This window comes from Ferrovibrio sp. GW821-FHT12E11 (assembly GCF_058806975.1).
The window spans coordinates 3651331-3665492 of the sequence record NZ_JBXAQG010000001.1 but is presented as its reverse complement, the minus strand read 5'-3'; the positions used below and the strand labels follow the sequence as shown (position 1 = coordinate 3665492).

Genomic DNA, 14162 nt, shown 5'->3' with positions numbered 1-14162 from the left:
TCTGACCGTTGCTGGGCGCTTACGCCGTCTCGCCGTTGCCGACCTTGGCCGCCAACTGCGCGGCCATGAAGGCGTCCAGATCGCCGTCGAGCACGCCCTGGGTGTCGCTGGTTTCCAGCTCGGTGCGCAGATCCTTCACCATCTGGTAGGGATGCAGCACATAGGAGCGGATCTGGTGGCCCCAGCCGATGTCGCTTTTTGAATCGAACACCGCCTGCTTCTCGGCTTCGCGCTTCTGCAGCTCGCGCTCATAAAGCCGCGCCTTCAGCATCTTCATCGCCTCGTCGCGGTTGCGATGCTGGCTCTTGTTGGTCTGGCAGGCGACCACAATCCCGGACGGCATATGCGTCATGCGCACGGCGGAATCGGTCTTGTTGACGTGCTGGCCGCCGGCGCCCGACGCGCGGTAAGTGTCGATGCGCAGGTCCTTGTCCAGCACCTCGATCTCGATGGTGTCATCCACCACCGGATAGACGCCGACGGACGAGAAACTGGTATGGCGGCGGGCGTTTGAATCGTAGGGCGAAATGCGCACAAGACGATGCACGCCGGTCTCGTTCTTCAGCCAGCCATAAGCATTGGGCCCGCTGACCTTGATGGTGGCCGATTTGATGCCGGCCTCCTCGCCTTCGCTCTCTTCCTGGAATTCGACCTTGTAGCCGTGCTTCTCGGCCCAGCGCACATACATGCGCAGGAGCATCGAGGCCCAGTCCTGGCTCTCGGTGCCGCCGGCGCCGGCATGCACTTCCAGGAAGCTGTCGTTCATATCGGCTTCGCCCGACAGCAGGCTTTCCAGCCGCGCCTGGGCCACTTCCTTGCTGAGGCCCATGATCACGGCCTCGGCCTCATCGACCACGGCCTGGTCGCCCTCGGCTTCGCCCATCTCGATCAGGTCGATGCTGTCATGCAGGGCCGATTCAAGCCGGCGCTGCGTGGAGACGCCGCGGTCCAGCTTGGTGCGCTCGCGCATCAGCGCCTGCGCCTCGGCCGGCTTGTTCCACAGGCTGGGATCTTCCGAACGGGCGTTCAGTTCTTCCAGTTTCTTGACGGCATTATCCCAGTCAAAGAGACCTCCTCAGCAGCCCTAAGGACTGCTGGATCTCATCGGCCATCGCCCGAATTTCGGCGCGCATCGGTTACTTCCTGAACGGGGTTGGTTTTCGGGGCGGACCATAGGGTTTTTGCGGAGATTCGTCAAACCGGGCCGCCCCAGTCCGTCATTCCCGTGAAAGCGGGAATCCCATTTATTCTTTTGCGCAGAAAATGGGACCCCGGGTCAGGCCCGGGGTGACGATAGAGCCGATTAACTCCGCGCGGCTTTCACCAGCTGGCGCAGGCTTTCGAGCGGGATGGCGCCGGGCACCCGCTGGTTGCCGATAATGAAGCCCGGGGTACCGTTGATGCCGAGCTTTTCCGCCAGCGCCAGATTGGCCTGGATGATCCGCTCGGTCTTGGGCGTCGCCATATCGGCCTTCAGCTTGTCCAGCTTCAGCCCGGCCTCGCCGGCCATACGCAGGACCTCGGCTTCCGGCAGCGCGCCGCGATGGGCCATCATGGCATTGTGGAAGGCGAAATACTTCGCGCCCTTGTCCTGTTCCAGAGCGGCGACAGCGGCGCGCGCGGCGACCACGCTTTCCGGCCCCAGCACCGGCAGTTCCTTCAACACCACGCGCAGATTTTTGTCTTCCCTGATCAGTGCATCGACGCTGGGCTGCACCTGCTTGCAATAGCCGCAGCGGTAATCGAAGAACTCGACCAGGGTGACATCGCCCTTCGGATTGCCGGCGACAAAGGACACGCCATCGTCGAGAAGCTCCTTGCGGCTGCTGGTGATGGCAGCCTGGAAATCGGCCTCCTGCTTGTACAGCGCCTGCGCGGCTTCCGTCACGATCTCGGGGTGACGCACCAGCACTTCGAGGACTTTCGGATTCTCCATCAGCAGCTCGCGGATTTCCGCACGCATGGCGTCCGAGAACGGCGGCACCTGCTGCTGGGCCTGCGCCGTACCGAAGCCGGCCAGGAGCAGTAGGACGAGAAGGCATGAGCGGAACAACGACATGATGGAATCCCTGGAAAAACGATGGCCCGGACTATGCCTGCACGACCGGCGCGGCGAAAGCCACAAGCACGTGAAAGCCGCTCACTGGCGGCGCTGCATCCGCTTCTGGTCCTTGGCATTGGCGATGATGTCCTGGGCGCGCAGCCAGCCGGGCGAGCCCTCCTTCATCAGCCGCGCGGCGCGCTCGGCCTGGCCCTGCGCATCGCGCAGCACGCCCAAAACCAGGTAGCGTTCGGCCGAGGCCAGCGAGGCCATGCCGATATCGTTCTGCTTGCCATAGGCGACCGCGAGCTGCTGCCAGGCCGCCGAATTGTCTGGCTCGCGCAGGGTCACCTGCTTGAGGATGTCGACGGCCTCGCCCAGGCGGCTGGTATCCTCCAGCGCCACCAGACGCTGGCCGACGCCATAAGCGAGCAGCGGCTCGCTGGGCGCCAGGCGATAGGCCTCCTGCATCGGCGGCAGCGAGTCCGCCACCTGGCCGAGGTTGAGCAGGATGTCGGCCTTCAGCTCGTGGAAATACGGATCGTTCGGATAGAGCCGGATCAGTTCGTCGGTCTCGCTCAGCGCACGCTTGAAATCGAGGCCGCGGAAATAGGCGAAGGCGCGGGCATAGCGACCATACAGCGAGGTATCGGTCTCGGGGTATTTGCGCAGGGTGGCAGGCAGGCCTTCCAGATAGCCGATCAGCTTGGCCTGCATGCGCTTGAAGCGGTCGATATTGGCCGGCGTGTCGGGCGTGTTCTTGTAGGGCGAGCGCTGTACCCGCGCCTCCAGCGCCGAGACGCGATCGAAGGACAGCGGATGGCTGCGGGCATAGGGGTCCTGACGCTCGTAGGCCAGCGCTTCCTGGTTGCCGATGATGCGCAGGAATTCCCCGAGGCCGGCGGCGCTCTGGCCGGTCTGCTCCAGCATGGTGGCGCCAGCCTGGTCGGCGGCCGATTCCTGGCTGCGGGTGAAGGCGAGGAAATTGCGCTCGGCGATCTGCTGGCCGCCCAGGATGGCCGCCGCCGCGCCCTCGCCCGAGCCGGCCACGGCGGCGGCGGCGCCGAACAGCATGGACAGGATCATGGCGGTGGAGGCGGTGTCGATGGCATCGCCCATGCGGGCCAGATGGCCGCCGGAGATATGGCCGATTTCATGGGCCAGCACGCCCAGCACCTGGGCCGGGCGTTCGGCGCGGATCAGCAGGCCGGAATTGACAAAGATACGCTGGCCGCCGGCCACGAAGGCATTCAGGCTGCGGTCATTGACCAGATGAACCGTCAGGGCGTCATTGGACAATCCGGCGGTCGCGAACAGTGGCGCGGCGTAGGCGCGGATGGTATTTTCAATCTCGGCGTCGCGCACCAGGGAAATGGCGTTGCGGCGCTGGGCTTCGGCCGCGGTCGGCAGAATCGCACCGGCAGCCATCACCGCCACACAGCCGGCAGCCAAGACCCGGCGGCCGGTTTCAGCAAGACCGCAAATACCAGCAAGACTGCCAAGCCCAGCAGCGACAGAGACGAGAGAACGGCGCATGGAAGATCCGCGTATGGCCATGGCGAAGCATTGTCCCAACAAAGCGGCTGCATCATGGCAGCTCCCCCTAGGTAAGCACGCCCTCCGGCTGCGTCAATGCGCCCTGCTCGCCATGGTGGCGCTGGGGGCGGCCGGTTGCGGCAAGGATAACGGCATCGAATCCCCCGCCAGCCCGGGCCAGATCGACTATCTGAAGGGCTTTGTGGGCGGCGTGGCCGCCGACGAGCCGCGCGCGGCCCTGATCGCTCGCAACATTTTGACCGCCGGCGGTTCGGCCGCCGATGCCGCCGTGGCAGCAGCGCTGGCCTATACCGTCACCTATCCGTCCGGCGCCAGCATGGGCAGCGGCGGCATGTGCGTGGCCAGCGACCCGGTGTCCAAGCGGGTGGAAACCATCGAATTCCCCTCCGTGGCGCCCAAGGATGGCGGCCCGGTGGCGATCCCCGGCCTGGTGCGCGGGCTGGGCCTGCTGCAGAGCCGCTATGGCCGGCTGCGCTGGGAAGCTGTGGTCACCCCGGCCGAGCAGTTGTCGCGCTTCGGCGAACCGACCAGCCGTGCCTTCGTGCAGGCCACGGTGGAAGTGCAGCCTTCGATCACCACCAGCCCCGGCCTGACACCGATCTATGGCACCCGCAGCGGAATGGTGCCGCAGGAAGGCGAACGGCGGGTACAGCTCACGCTGGGCAATGTGCTGTCGCGCCTGCGCACCGCCGGCCCGGCCGAGCTGTATCAGGGCATGCTGGCCCACAGCCTGGTCGCCGACATGAATGCCGCCGGCAGCAAGATCACCATCGACGAACTGCGCGGCCATGTCGCCGGCGTCGGCAAGCCGATCGAGGTGCCGTTCGAGAACAGCATCACGCTCTACACCACCAACACCCCGGCGGGCGGCGCCGTTGCCGCCTGGCTGCTGGAGCAGGCCTTCGAGAGCACCTCGCTGTTCAGCAGCACCAGCGTGAAGAACGATAAATTCGCCGCCAGCCTGGGCCAGGCCTACCGCAGCGATCCCGCCACCCTGCAGATGGACGGTTTCGGTTCGGCCAGCATCGCCGTGATCGACCGCAAGGGCAGCGCCGTGGCCTGCGCCTTCAGCATGGGCACCGCCTTCGGCACACGGCAGGTGGGCCGCGAGACCGGCATCCTGTTTGCCGCGCCGCCCGGCGTGGCCGGCGACGAGACGCCGTATCTGACCGCGCTGGTCGGCTTCAACAAGCGCAACAGCCAGTCCTTCTTCGCCGCCAGCGGCAGCGGCGGCGCGCCGGCTGCGGCGGCCGTGTCCTACAGCGTGCTGCAGGCCGCCCTGAACAAGAAACAGAAAGAACCGGCCGTATCAGCCGTGGGCGAACCGCGCCTGTTCCAGGCCAGTCCGCAGTCGGTGCTGCTGGTGGAACCCAACACCAATCCGGCCCTGTACAAGGCCATGCAGGATCGCGGCGTGACGGTGAACCAGATCGGCCGGCTCGGCCGCGTCAATATCGCCTACTGTTCGGACGGCCTGCCACGCGATCCTTCAGCCTGCAGCTTCGCCACCGATCCGCGCGGCTACGGCCTGGCCGTCGGCCGCCAGTTCTGAGCGTCATGAATAGTCCGAAGCCATCGAAACGCGGGGCCATCGACCCGTTCTTCGTCATGGAAGTGATGAAGGCGGCGGCGCTACGCGAAGCCGCCGGCGGCGACGTGATCCATATGGAAGTGGGTCAGCCCTCGACGCCCGCGCCGCGTCGTGCGATCGAAGCGGCCACGGCCGCGGCGCAGAAGGATCCGCTGGGCTATACGCTGGCGCTCGGCATTCCGCCGCTGCGCGCGGCGATCTCCAATCACTATCGCAGCTATTACGGCCTGGATGTGTCGGCCGAGCGCATCATCGTCACCACCGGATCCTCGGCGGGTTTCCAGCTCGCCTTCCTGTCGGCCTTCGATGCCGGCGACATGGTGGCGCTGGGCGAGCCGGCCTATCCGGCCTATCGCAATATCCTGAAGGCGCTCGACCTGCAGCCGGCGATGATCGTCACCGAGCCGGAGACGCGCTTCCAGCCGACGCCGGCACTGATCAACGCCCAGGCACCGCAGGCAAAAGGCGTGCTGGTGGCCAGCCCGGCCAACCCGACCGGCACGATGCTGGGCGAGCCCGAGATGAAGGCGCTGGTGGATGATTGTGCTGCGAAAGGCCGCTGGCTGATCGTCGACGAAATCTATCACGGCATCACCTACAATGGCCGCGCGCAGTCGGTGCTGGCGCTGACCGACCAGGCCATCGTGATCAACAGCTTCAGCAAATACTTCTCGATGACCGGCTGGCGGCTCGGCTGGATGGTGGTGCCGGAAAGCCTGCTGCGACCGATCGAATGCCTGACGCAGAATTTCTACATCTCGGCGCCCGGCATCAGCCAGGTGGCCGGCGTCGCCGCCATGTCGGCCTATGACGAGCTGGAAGCCAATGTCGCGCGCTATGCAAAGAACCGCGAGATTCTTCTCAATGAGTTGCCGCGCGCGGGCTTCGACAGACTGGCGCCGGCCGATGGCGCCTTCTACATCTATGCCGATATCAGCCGCTTCACCAACGACGCCAACGATTTCTGCAAGCGCATGCTGGCCGAGACCGGCATCGCGGCAACGCCCGGATTCGATTTCGACCGCGGCCGCGGCCATTACTTCATGCGCTATTCGTTTGCCGGCAGCACCGACCGCATGATCGAGGCGGCGAAGCGGCTGAAGACCTGGATGAAGTGACGATGCCTTAAAGGCAGCCTCATCCTCGGACTTGTTCCGAGGATCCATCTGCGCGTTCCGACGCTCTGGGGGTTGGGATGGACCCTCGGGACAAGCCCGAGGGTGACGATCTTTCTTATAAAAAAATGGCCCGGATGAACCGGGCCATTTCACATTCTCAGAAAAACCGAAGCGTTACGCCGCCGGCAGCGTCTTGGCCATGTGGACCAACTCGCGGCCTTCGTATTGTTCAGAACCGGTTTCGGCATAGCCGAGATAGGCATAGAGGGCGCGGTTCTCGGTGAACATCGCATTGGTGTAGAGGCGGATTTCGTTCAGGCCGCGCTGACGGGCCTGCTCTTCGGCGAAATCGAGCAGGCGACGGCCCAGACCCGTGCCCTGCTGGGTCGGATCGACGGCCACGCTCCAGATCAGCAGGTGATCCGGCGCCTGACGCAGCACCAGCGCACCGGCCAGACCGTCCTCGACGCCATCGACCACCCAGACCTCATAGGCCTGCAGCAGCCCGGCGGCGTCTTCGGCCATCGGCTGCGGCTCGGCGCCGATCCGCGGCACGTATTTCACATAGGCACGCTTCTGCAAGGCGCCGAGGCGCGCTTCATCGGCCCCGGACGCGCGACGGATCGCCGGTTCACTCACCCCCATAGTCAACGGCGCCACCACCCCTTCTTGGTCGGGGCCGCATCGGCAGGCTTATCGGCACTGCCATCGGGCGCAATCACCACGGTCTCAAAGACCGGGCCGCTGTTCTGAACCGTGGCCTGAACCGGCACGACCAGGGGCTGCTCGACCGCCGGCGCCGGAACCGACACAGGCGCGATCTCGACAGGCTTCAGGGCTTCGGGGGCATGGGCGGCAGGCGCCTTTGCCGGCGCCGGCTCTTCATCGTCGAACTCGAAATTCGGCACGCCATCCAGCATGGCGCCGAGCGCCGCCGGGGTCATCGCACCCTCGCTGATGCCGGCATTCATGCCGCCATCGTTGCGCGGGCGCTCCTCGCGACGCGGACGATCCTCGCGCGGCGGACGTTCGCCACCCGCAGCACCATCTTCATCGCGACGACGACGACGACCGCCGCGACGACCGCGACGACGGCGACGGCCTTCGCCATCGCTGCCTTCCGCGCCGGCCTCGGCACCGGATTCGGTGCCGGACTCAGCGCCCTCGGCCGGCTCGTCACCCGGTTCGCCATCTTCGATAGCCGCATCGTCGCCTTCGCCGGACGCAGCCGCTTCGCCTTCGGCGCCGGCTTCAGCATCGTCACGCGGGGCACGTTCGCCATTGCGACCGCGACGACGACGACGGCGACGACGGCGGCGGGCTTCGCCCTCGGCCGCAGTCTCCTCGGTGCCATCGGCATTCGTCGTCTCTTCGGCCTCGCCGGCCACATCATCATCGCCGGCATCATCCTCGGGCTCGGCATAAGCCGACTCCTGGGTGATCGGACGCATCGGGTCGAGCTTGACCGGCGCCTCGGGGCGGTTCACGTCGCCCGGCTGGCGCGTCTTGCTGCGCTCGATGCGGAAGTCCGGCGGCACCAGGCTGGGATCGGCCGCCAGGATCACGCGCATCACATAGCGGCGTTCCATGTCGCCGATGCGGTCGCGCTTGTGGTTGAGCAGGTAGAGCGCCACTTCCGCCGACATCGCGACGGTGATCTCGGCCGAGCGGTCGCGGATGCCCTCTTCCTCGATGGCACGCAGTACGGTGAGAGCGGTCGATTCAATCGAGCGGACATAGCCACGGCCCTGGCAATGCGGGCAGGGCATGGTCGAGCTTTCCAGCAGGCTGGGACGCAGGCGCTGGCGCGACATCTCGAGCAAACCGAAGCCGGAGATGCGGCCGACCTGGATGCGTGCGCGGTCATTACGCAGGCATTCCTTCAGCTTCTGCTCCACCTTGCGGATGTTGCGGTTCTCTTCCATGTCGATGAAATCGATCACGACGAGGCCGGCAAGGTCGCGCAGGCGCAACTGGCGGGCGACTTCCTCGGCCGCCTCCAGGTTGGTCTTGTAGGCGGTCTCTTCGATATTGTGTTCGCGGGTCGACTTGCCCGAGTTCACGTCGATGGAGACCAGCGCTTCGGTCGGATTGATGACGATGTAACCGCCCGAGCGCAGCTGCACGGTGGGCGAGAACATCGCGTCCAACTGCTGTTCGACCTGGTAGCGGGTGAACAGCGGGATCTTGTCCTGATACTGCTTCACGTTTTCGGCGTGATTGGGCATCAGCATCTGCATGAAGTCATGCGCGAAGCGGTAGCCTTCTTCGCCTTCCACGATCACTTCGTCGATCTGGTCCGAATAGAGATCGCGGATCGAACGCTTGATCAGACCGGCCTCTTCATAGATCAGGGCCGGCGCAGAGGATTCCAGCGTGCGCTCGCGGATGCTGTCCCAGCTGCGCAGCAGGTATTCGAAGTCGCGCTTGATCTCCGGTTTGGAGCGTTCCATGCCGGCGGTACGCACGATCACGCCCATGCCGTCCTGGATATCCAGCTCCGCCGTGATCGCCTTGAGGCGCTTGCGGTCGGCCTGCGACTGGATCTTGCGCGAAATGCCGCCGCCGCGCGCGGTGTTGGGCATCAGCACGCAATAGCGGCCGGCCAACGACAGATAAGTGGTGAGGGCCGCGCCCTTGTTGCCGCGTTCTTCCTTGACGACCTGCACCAGCATGATCTGCCGGCGCTTGATGACTTCCTGGATCTTGTAGCGACGGAAGGCATTGGCGCGACGGCGACGACGGCTGTCGTCGGAATGATCGTCGCCCTTGCCGTTTTCCTTGGCTTCGGTTTCGTCGCCATGCTCGTCATCGCCGGGCTCTTCGCTGGCATGGAGCTCACCGCCATCGACAGGCGCCGAGATGCTCGGCACCGGCTCGGCCACATGCGGCACATTCCAGTAGGCCGGCTGGCCTTCGGCCGCGGCCGGGGCTTCGGTCGTCTCGGCCGCAGCTGGGGCTTCGGCGGATTCAGCCGGAGCAGCGGCGGCTTCCGCAGCCGGGGCAGCAGGTTCGGCAACCGGAGCGGCCGGCGCGTCTTCCGCAGCGGGCGCTTCAGCAGCAACCGGCTCGGGATCGCTGGCCTTGATCTCTTCGATGGTATCGAAATCGCCCTCAACGGTTTCGACGCCATGATCCTGATCGTCGTCGTGATCGTGATCGGCTTCGGCCGTTTCGCTGGCCTGCTGGTTGCGCGGACGGCGCGAGGCCTTGCGGGCTTCCTCGGCGGCCAGTTCGGCTTCCTCGGCTTCGGCGGCGCGCGCCTCTTCCTCGGCCTGCTGCGCGAGCAGCGCCTGACGATCGGCGATCGGGATCTGGTAATAATCCGGATGGATTTCGCTGAAGGCCAGGAAGCCATGGCGGTTGCCGCCATACTCCACGAAGGCCGCCTGCAGCGAGGGCTCGACGCGGGTGACCCGCGCCAGATAGATGTTGCCCTTGTTTACCTGCTTGGTGGAGGTCTCGTAATCGAACTCTTCGAGCCGAGTACCCTTCACGACCACAACCCGGGTTTCCTCCGGATGGGTCGCATCAATCAACATACGCATGCCCATGAGGCACTATTCCTGCGGCGCAGCGCCGCCCGCGCGAATAACAGACGGCGGGGCGCCTTTGCTCTCGAAGCGGACTGCGGCCGGATCGGCCCGTTACGACTCCACGAGGGAGGGGTGACGGTAATGATCCTGATGACCAGTGAGTGGGCGCTTCATCAGCGGGTATAAACGCTGAGCGCGCCGCGGCGCCGGTCTGCCGAGCCTCCCATCCAGCCTGTGGCCGAACGGGTGCTCCGAAGGTTAAATCTCATCCGGTATGTCTTGAGCGCCGCTTTGAGGGCTCTTCCGCGCCAGGTCGCCTCCTTCGGGCTGAACTCTGGATGATTGCGGTCGGGCTCACCGTCGCTACGCCGACCCTTCCGCTCCTGCACCGGGGCCGGAAACAAGGCAAATCGCCTTGCTACACAAGCCTTTGGCTGGACGTCCGGGTCTGACTCGGATATTCGCATCTCCATGCTACGCTTTGGCAGGGCATACTCACAAGGTCTTTCTTGCCGCGGCGCGGCAGGCCGCCCTGCCTTGTTCTTTAAATTATTGATATCATTTATAATTTTATCGGCCCTTGGCACCGAATCGGCGGCGGCCGAAGCGTTGCGGCTGACCCGGCTGCAGCTCGGCCTGAATGCGGGCCTCACCCGGCTGGTGATCGAGGCCTCCGGACCGCCCCAGGCGCAGCTCGCCGCCAGCCCCGACGGCCTGGGCCTGCTGCTGACTGTGGATAACATGCGCTGGGCCGCGCCGGCCCCGGCCGTCACCGCCAGCGGCCTGGTCGCCGCGCTCGGCCTGCCGGTCAGCACACCCACCGGCCCGCTCAGCATCGCCATCGACCTGGTCGAGCCGGCGGTGGTGGAGCGCGCCTTCCGCCTCGACCCGCAGGGCACCGCCGGGCACCGGCTGGTGATCGACCTGCGTCCGGCCGAGCCCAACGCCTTCAGCCTGGCCTTTGCCGCACCGGTGACGCTGCCGCTGGACACCGCCGTCGATATCGCCCCGCCGCCGGCCGTGGCATCCGATCGCCGCCGCCTGATCGTGCTGGACCCCGGCCATGGCGGCCAGGATCCCGGCGCCATCAGCGCGTCTGGCCGCTATGAGAAGGAAATCACCCTGCAGGTGGCGAAGGCGGTGGCCGCGAAACTGCGCGCCACCCGCCGTTACCGCGTTCTGCTGACGCGCGAGAGCGACCGCTTCATACGGCTGCCTGAACGTGTCGCCCTGGCACGGGCCAAGGAAGCCGACCTGTTTCTCTCGATCCATGCCGACAGCCTGTCCGCCGACCGCAGCACGCGCGGCGCCAGCATCTACACCCGCGCCGATGCGGCCTCGGATACGGAAGCCGAGGCGCTGGCGCTGCGTGAGAACCGGGCCGACCAGCTGGGCGACAGCCCGCGCAGCGGCGAGGTGGACGATGTGGTGTCGATCCTGCTCGACCTCGCCTCGCGCGACACCGCCCGGCTGTCCAGCCGCTTCGCCGGCTTGCTGACAGCCGCCCTGGGCGAAAGCTCGACCCTGCGACGGAATGCTCTGCGCGCCGCCAATTTCCGGGTGCTGTCAGCGCCCGACGTGCCCTCGGCGCTGCTGGAGCTGGGCTACCTGTCCAATGCCAGCGACGAGGCCCTGCTGTTCTCGGAGGCCGGCCGCGACCGCCTGGCGACCACCGTGGTGACCGCCATCGACCGGTTTTTCGGCACGGAAGCGCGCTAAAGCGCCGCACAGGCGCCACAATCTTGTGTCTATACAGAACCGCCGTTCGGGAGTACCTGTACGGCCGAAAAACACCCTCTGGGGAAGCCTCCCGTCCATGCGTCTGCTGTCGCGCTTTTTCCTGCTGATGTTCCTGGCCGTGCTGGCCATGATCGGCGCCGGCGTCGCCGGTCTGGTCGGCCTGTGGTATTACGGCCGCGACCTGCCGGATTATCAGCAGCTGGCGAAATACGAACCGCCGGTGACGACGCGGCTGCATGCCGGCGACGGCCGCCTGATCGCCGAATACTCGCGCGAGCGCCGCCTGTTCGTGCCGATCCAGGCGATCCCCAAGCCGGTGATCCAGGCCTTCCTTTCTGCTGAAGACAAAAACTTCTATGAACATAGCGGCATCGATCCGATGGGCATCGGCCGTGCCGTGATCCAGAACGTGGCGAACCTGGCGCAGAGCCGCCGCCCGGTCGGCGCCTCCACCATCACGCAACAGGTGGCGAAGAATTTCCTGCTCGGCAATGAAGTATCGCTCGGCCGCAAGGCCAAGGAAGCCATCCTCGCCTTCCGCATCGAGAAGACCTTCAGCAAAGACAAGATCCTCGAACTGTATCTCAACGAGATCTATCTCGGCTCGGGCGCCTATGGCGTCGCCGCCGCAGCGCTGGTCTATTTCGACAAGTCGCTCTACGACCTCACCCTGCCCGAAGCCGCCTATCTGGCCGCGCTGCCGAAAGCGCCGAGCAACTATCATCCGGTGCGCCACCTCGATCGCGCGAAAGCCCGCCGCGACTGGGTGATCGAGCGCCTGCAGGAAGACGGCGTCATCAATGTGGACCAGGCGCGCAGCGCCATCGCCACGCCGCTGGTGGCGCTGGCACGGCCGGAATCCGAGCTGGCGCGCGCCGACTGGTTCGCCGAAGAGGTGCGCCGCGACCTGGTGCAGAAATTTGGCGAGAAGGGCCTCTATGAAGGCGGCCTGAGCGTGCGCACCACCATGGACCCCAAGCTGCAGGCGGTTGGCGAGCGCGTACTGCGTGATGGCCTGGAAGCCTATGATCGCCGCGCCGGCGGCTGGCGCGGACCGCTGGCCAAGCTGCAGCCGGGCAGCGAATGGCGCTCTCAGCTGACGGCCCTGCCGCCCTTCCCCGGCCTGCCCGCGAACTGGCGCGTGGCTGCGGTGCTGAGCCTGGAGACAGACAGCGCCAGCATCGGTTTCGCCGATGGCAACCGGGCGACGCTGCCGCAGACGGGTTTCCGCTGGGCGCGCAAAAAGATGGGCCCCGATCAGTTCGGTCCGGTGCCGCGCACGGCGGCAGAAGTGCTGGCCGTCGGCGACGTGATCGCTGTCGAAGCCGCGGATATGGCCAAGCCGCAGGGCGCCTATAACCTGCGCCAAATTCCGGAAATCGGCGGCGGCCTGGTCGCCATGGATCCGCATACCGGTCGCGTGCTGGCGCTGGTCGGCGGCTTCGACTTCAAGATCAGCCAGTTCAACCGCGCCACCCAGGCCTTGCGCCAGCCCGGTTCGTCCTTCAAACCCTTCGTCTACACAGCGGCGCTGGACAGCGGCTTCACGCCCTCCTCGCTGGTGCTGGATGCGCCCTTCGTGCTCGACCAGGGCCCGGGCCTGCCGCTGTGGAAGCCGGGCAACTATTCCGACCAGTTCTACGGCCCCTCCACGCTGCGCGTCGGCATCGAGAAATCGCGCAACCTGATGACCGTGCGGCTGGCCCAGGCCATCGGCATGGAAAAGGTGGTGGAGAATGCCAAGCGCTTCGGCGTGATCGACAACATGCCGCCAGTGCTCTCCATGTCACTGGGCGCTGGCGAGACCACGCTGATGAAAATGACCACCGCTTACGCGGAGCTGGTCAACGGCGGCAAGAAGATCACGCCCACCCTGATCGACCGCGTGCAGAACCGCACCGGTGTCACCGTCTATCGCCACGACCGGCGCGAATGCACCGGCTGCCTGGCCACCGACTGGACCGGCCAGGGCGAGCCCGCCCTGCCCGATACGCGCGCGCAGGTGATCGATGCGGTTACCGCCTACCAGATGGTCTCGATGCTGGAAGGCGTGGTGCAGCGCGGCACCGGCATTCGTATCCGCGAACTGGGCAAGCCGCTGGCCGGCAAGACCGGCACCACCAACGACAGCATGGACACCTGGTTCATGGGCTTCAGCCCCGATCTCGCGGTCGGCGTCTTCATCGGCTACGACACGCCGCGCGACATGGGCAAGCGCGAGACCGGCTCGTCGGTTGCCGTGCCGGTGTTCAAGGCCTTCATGGCCGAAGCGTTGCAGGGCAAACCGAATATCCAATTCCGCGTGCCGCCCGGCGTGCGGCTGGTGCGCGTGCAGGCCGAGACCGGCGAACTGGCGCGGCCGGGCGACCGCAACGTGATCCTGGAAGCCTTCCGCCCCGGCACCGAGCCGCAGCAGGGCGAACGCAGCGCCGTGCTGGACGGTTCGATGCAGGCCGAGCGCGACAGCATCTCGGGCGTGGGCAGCAGCGCCGGCTCGGCGCCGATCTCCGGCACCGGCGGCCTTTACTGAAGACAGACTGTTTTTTACGGACGACTGGCGGGCAGCCGCTTGGCTGCCG

At 66.0% G+C, this 14162-nt stretch carries 9 protein-coding genes; 4 read left to right on the top strand and 5 right to left on the bottom strand.

Features of this window, described 5'->3' with window-relative positions:
- Positions 1 to 19 precede the first annotated feature (19 nt).
- The 3 genes from prfB to AC1ROT_RS18120 form a co-directional block, all read right to left on the bottom strand.
- Positions 20 to 1133, bottom strand: a protein-coding gene (prfB, locus tag AC1ROT_RS18130; protein WP_493000688.1) for a peptide chain release factor 2 whose coding sequence is annotated in 2 segments (ribosomal slippage) — positions 20 to 1066 and positions 1068 to 1133 — 1113 coding nt in all. Because the reading frame shifts where the segments join, the coding sequence is not laid out codon by codon here.
- 170 nt (positions 1134 to 1303) lie between these two features.
- Entirely contained in the window at positions 1304 to 2059 is a 756-nt protein-coding gene (locus AC1ROT_RS18125; protein ID WP_493000687.1) for a DsbA family protein, read from the bottom strand.
- A gap of 81 nt (positions 2060 to 2140) precedes the next feature.
- The gene (locus AC1ROT_RS18120; protein ID WP_493000685.1) at positions 2141 to 3577 is read right to left on the bottom strand and encodes a M48 family metalloprotease; all 1437 of its coding nucleotides are present in this window, start codon (positions 3575 to 3577) and stop codon (positions 2141 to 2143) included.
- On the opposite strand from AC1ROT_RS18120, the gene AC1ROT_RS18115 reads away from it, so the two are divergent.
- Complete coding sequence (locus tag AC1ROT_RS18115; protein WP_493000684.1) at positions 3576 to 5150, top strand: gamma-glutamyltransferase; 1575 nt, start codon at positions 3576 to 3578, stop codon at positions 5148 to 5150. The two genes, AC1ROT_RS18120 and AC1ROT_RS18115, sit on opposite strands and share 2 nt — an antisense overlap.
- A 5-nt stretch (positions 5151 to 5155) precedes the next feature.
- The gene (locus AC1ROT_RS18110; protein WP_493000682.1) at positions 5156 to 6307 is read left to right on the top strand and encodes a pyridoxal phosphate-dependent aminotransferase; all 1152 of its coding nucleotides are present in this window, start codon (positions 5156 to 5158) and stop codon (positions 6305 to 6307) included.
- Positions 6308 to 6481: 174 nt separating this feature from the next.
- Here AC1ROT_RS18110 and AC1ROT_RS18105 read toward each other — a convergent pair whose 3' ends face one another.
- Both AC1ROT_RS18105 and AC1ROT_RS18100 read right to left on the bottom strand, forming a co-directional pair.
- Entirely contained in the window at positions 6482 to 6967 is a 486-nt protein-coding gene (locus AC1ROT_RS18105; RefSeq protein ID WP_492971152.1) for a GNAT family N-acetyltransferase, read from the bottom strand.
- The gene (locus tag AC1ROT_RS18100) at positions 6955 to 9861 is read right to left on the bottom strand and encodes an Rne/Rng family ribonuclease (RefSeq protein WP_493000680.1); all 2907 of its coding nucleotides are present in this window, start codon (positions 9859 to 9861) and stop codon (positions 6955 to 6957) included. Before AC1ROT_RS18100 ends, AC1ROT_RS18105 begins: the two co-directional genes overlap by 13 nt.
- A 591-nt stretch (positions 9862 to 10452) precedes the next feature.
- Between AC1ROT_RS18100 and AC1ROT_RS18095 the strand changes: the two genes are divergently transcribed.
- Both AC1ROT_RS18095 and AC1ROT_RS18090 read left to right on the top strand, forming a co-directional pair.
- Positions 10453 to 11562, top strand: a complete 1110-nt coding sequence (locus AC1ROT_RS18095; RefSeq protein ID WP_493000678.1) for an N-acetylmuramoyl-L-alanine amidase family protein — start codon at positions 10453 to 10455, stop codon at positions 11560 to 11562.
- A 97-nt stretch (positions 11563 to 11659) separates the two neighbouring features.
- Positions 11660 to 14113, top strand: coding sequence for a penicillin-binding protein 1A (locus AC1ROT_RS18090; RefSeq protein ID WP_493000677.1), 2454 nt, complete (start codon positions 11660 to 11662; stop codon positions 14111 to 14113).
- Positions 14114 to 14162: the final 49 nt, after the last annotated feature.

Excerpts from the sequence above, each read along its gene's own strand:
- AC1ROT_RS18125 (WP_493000687.1), bottom strand. The coding sequence starts at position 2,059 with ATGTCGTTGTTCCGCTCATGCCTTCTCGTCCTACTGCTCCTGGCCGGC.
- AC1ROT_RS18120 (WP_493000685.1), bottom strand. The coding sequence starts at position 3,577 with ATGCGCCGTTCTCTCGTCTCTGTCGCTGCTGGGCTTGGCAGTCTTGCT.
- AC1ROT_RS18110 (WP_493000682.1), top strand. The coding sequence starts at position 5,156 with ATGAATAGTCCGAAGCCATCGAAACGCGGGGCCATCGACCCGTTCTTC.
- AC1ROT_RS18100 (WP_493000680.1), bottom strand. The coding sequence starts at position 9,861 with ATGGGCATGCGTATGTTGATTGATGCGACCCATCCGGAGGAAACCCGG.
- AC1ROT_RS18115 (WP_493000684.1), top strand. The coding sequence starts at position 3,576 with ATGGAAGATCCGCGTATGGCCATGGCGAAGCATTGTCCCAACAAAGCG.
- AC1ROT_RS18090 (WP_493000677.1), top strand. The coding sequence starts at position 11,660 with ATGCGTCTGCTGTCGCGCTTTTTCCTGCTGATGTTCCTGGCCGTGCTG.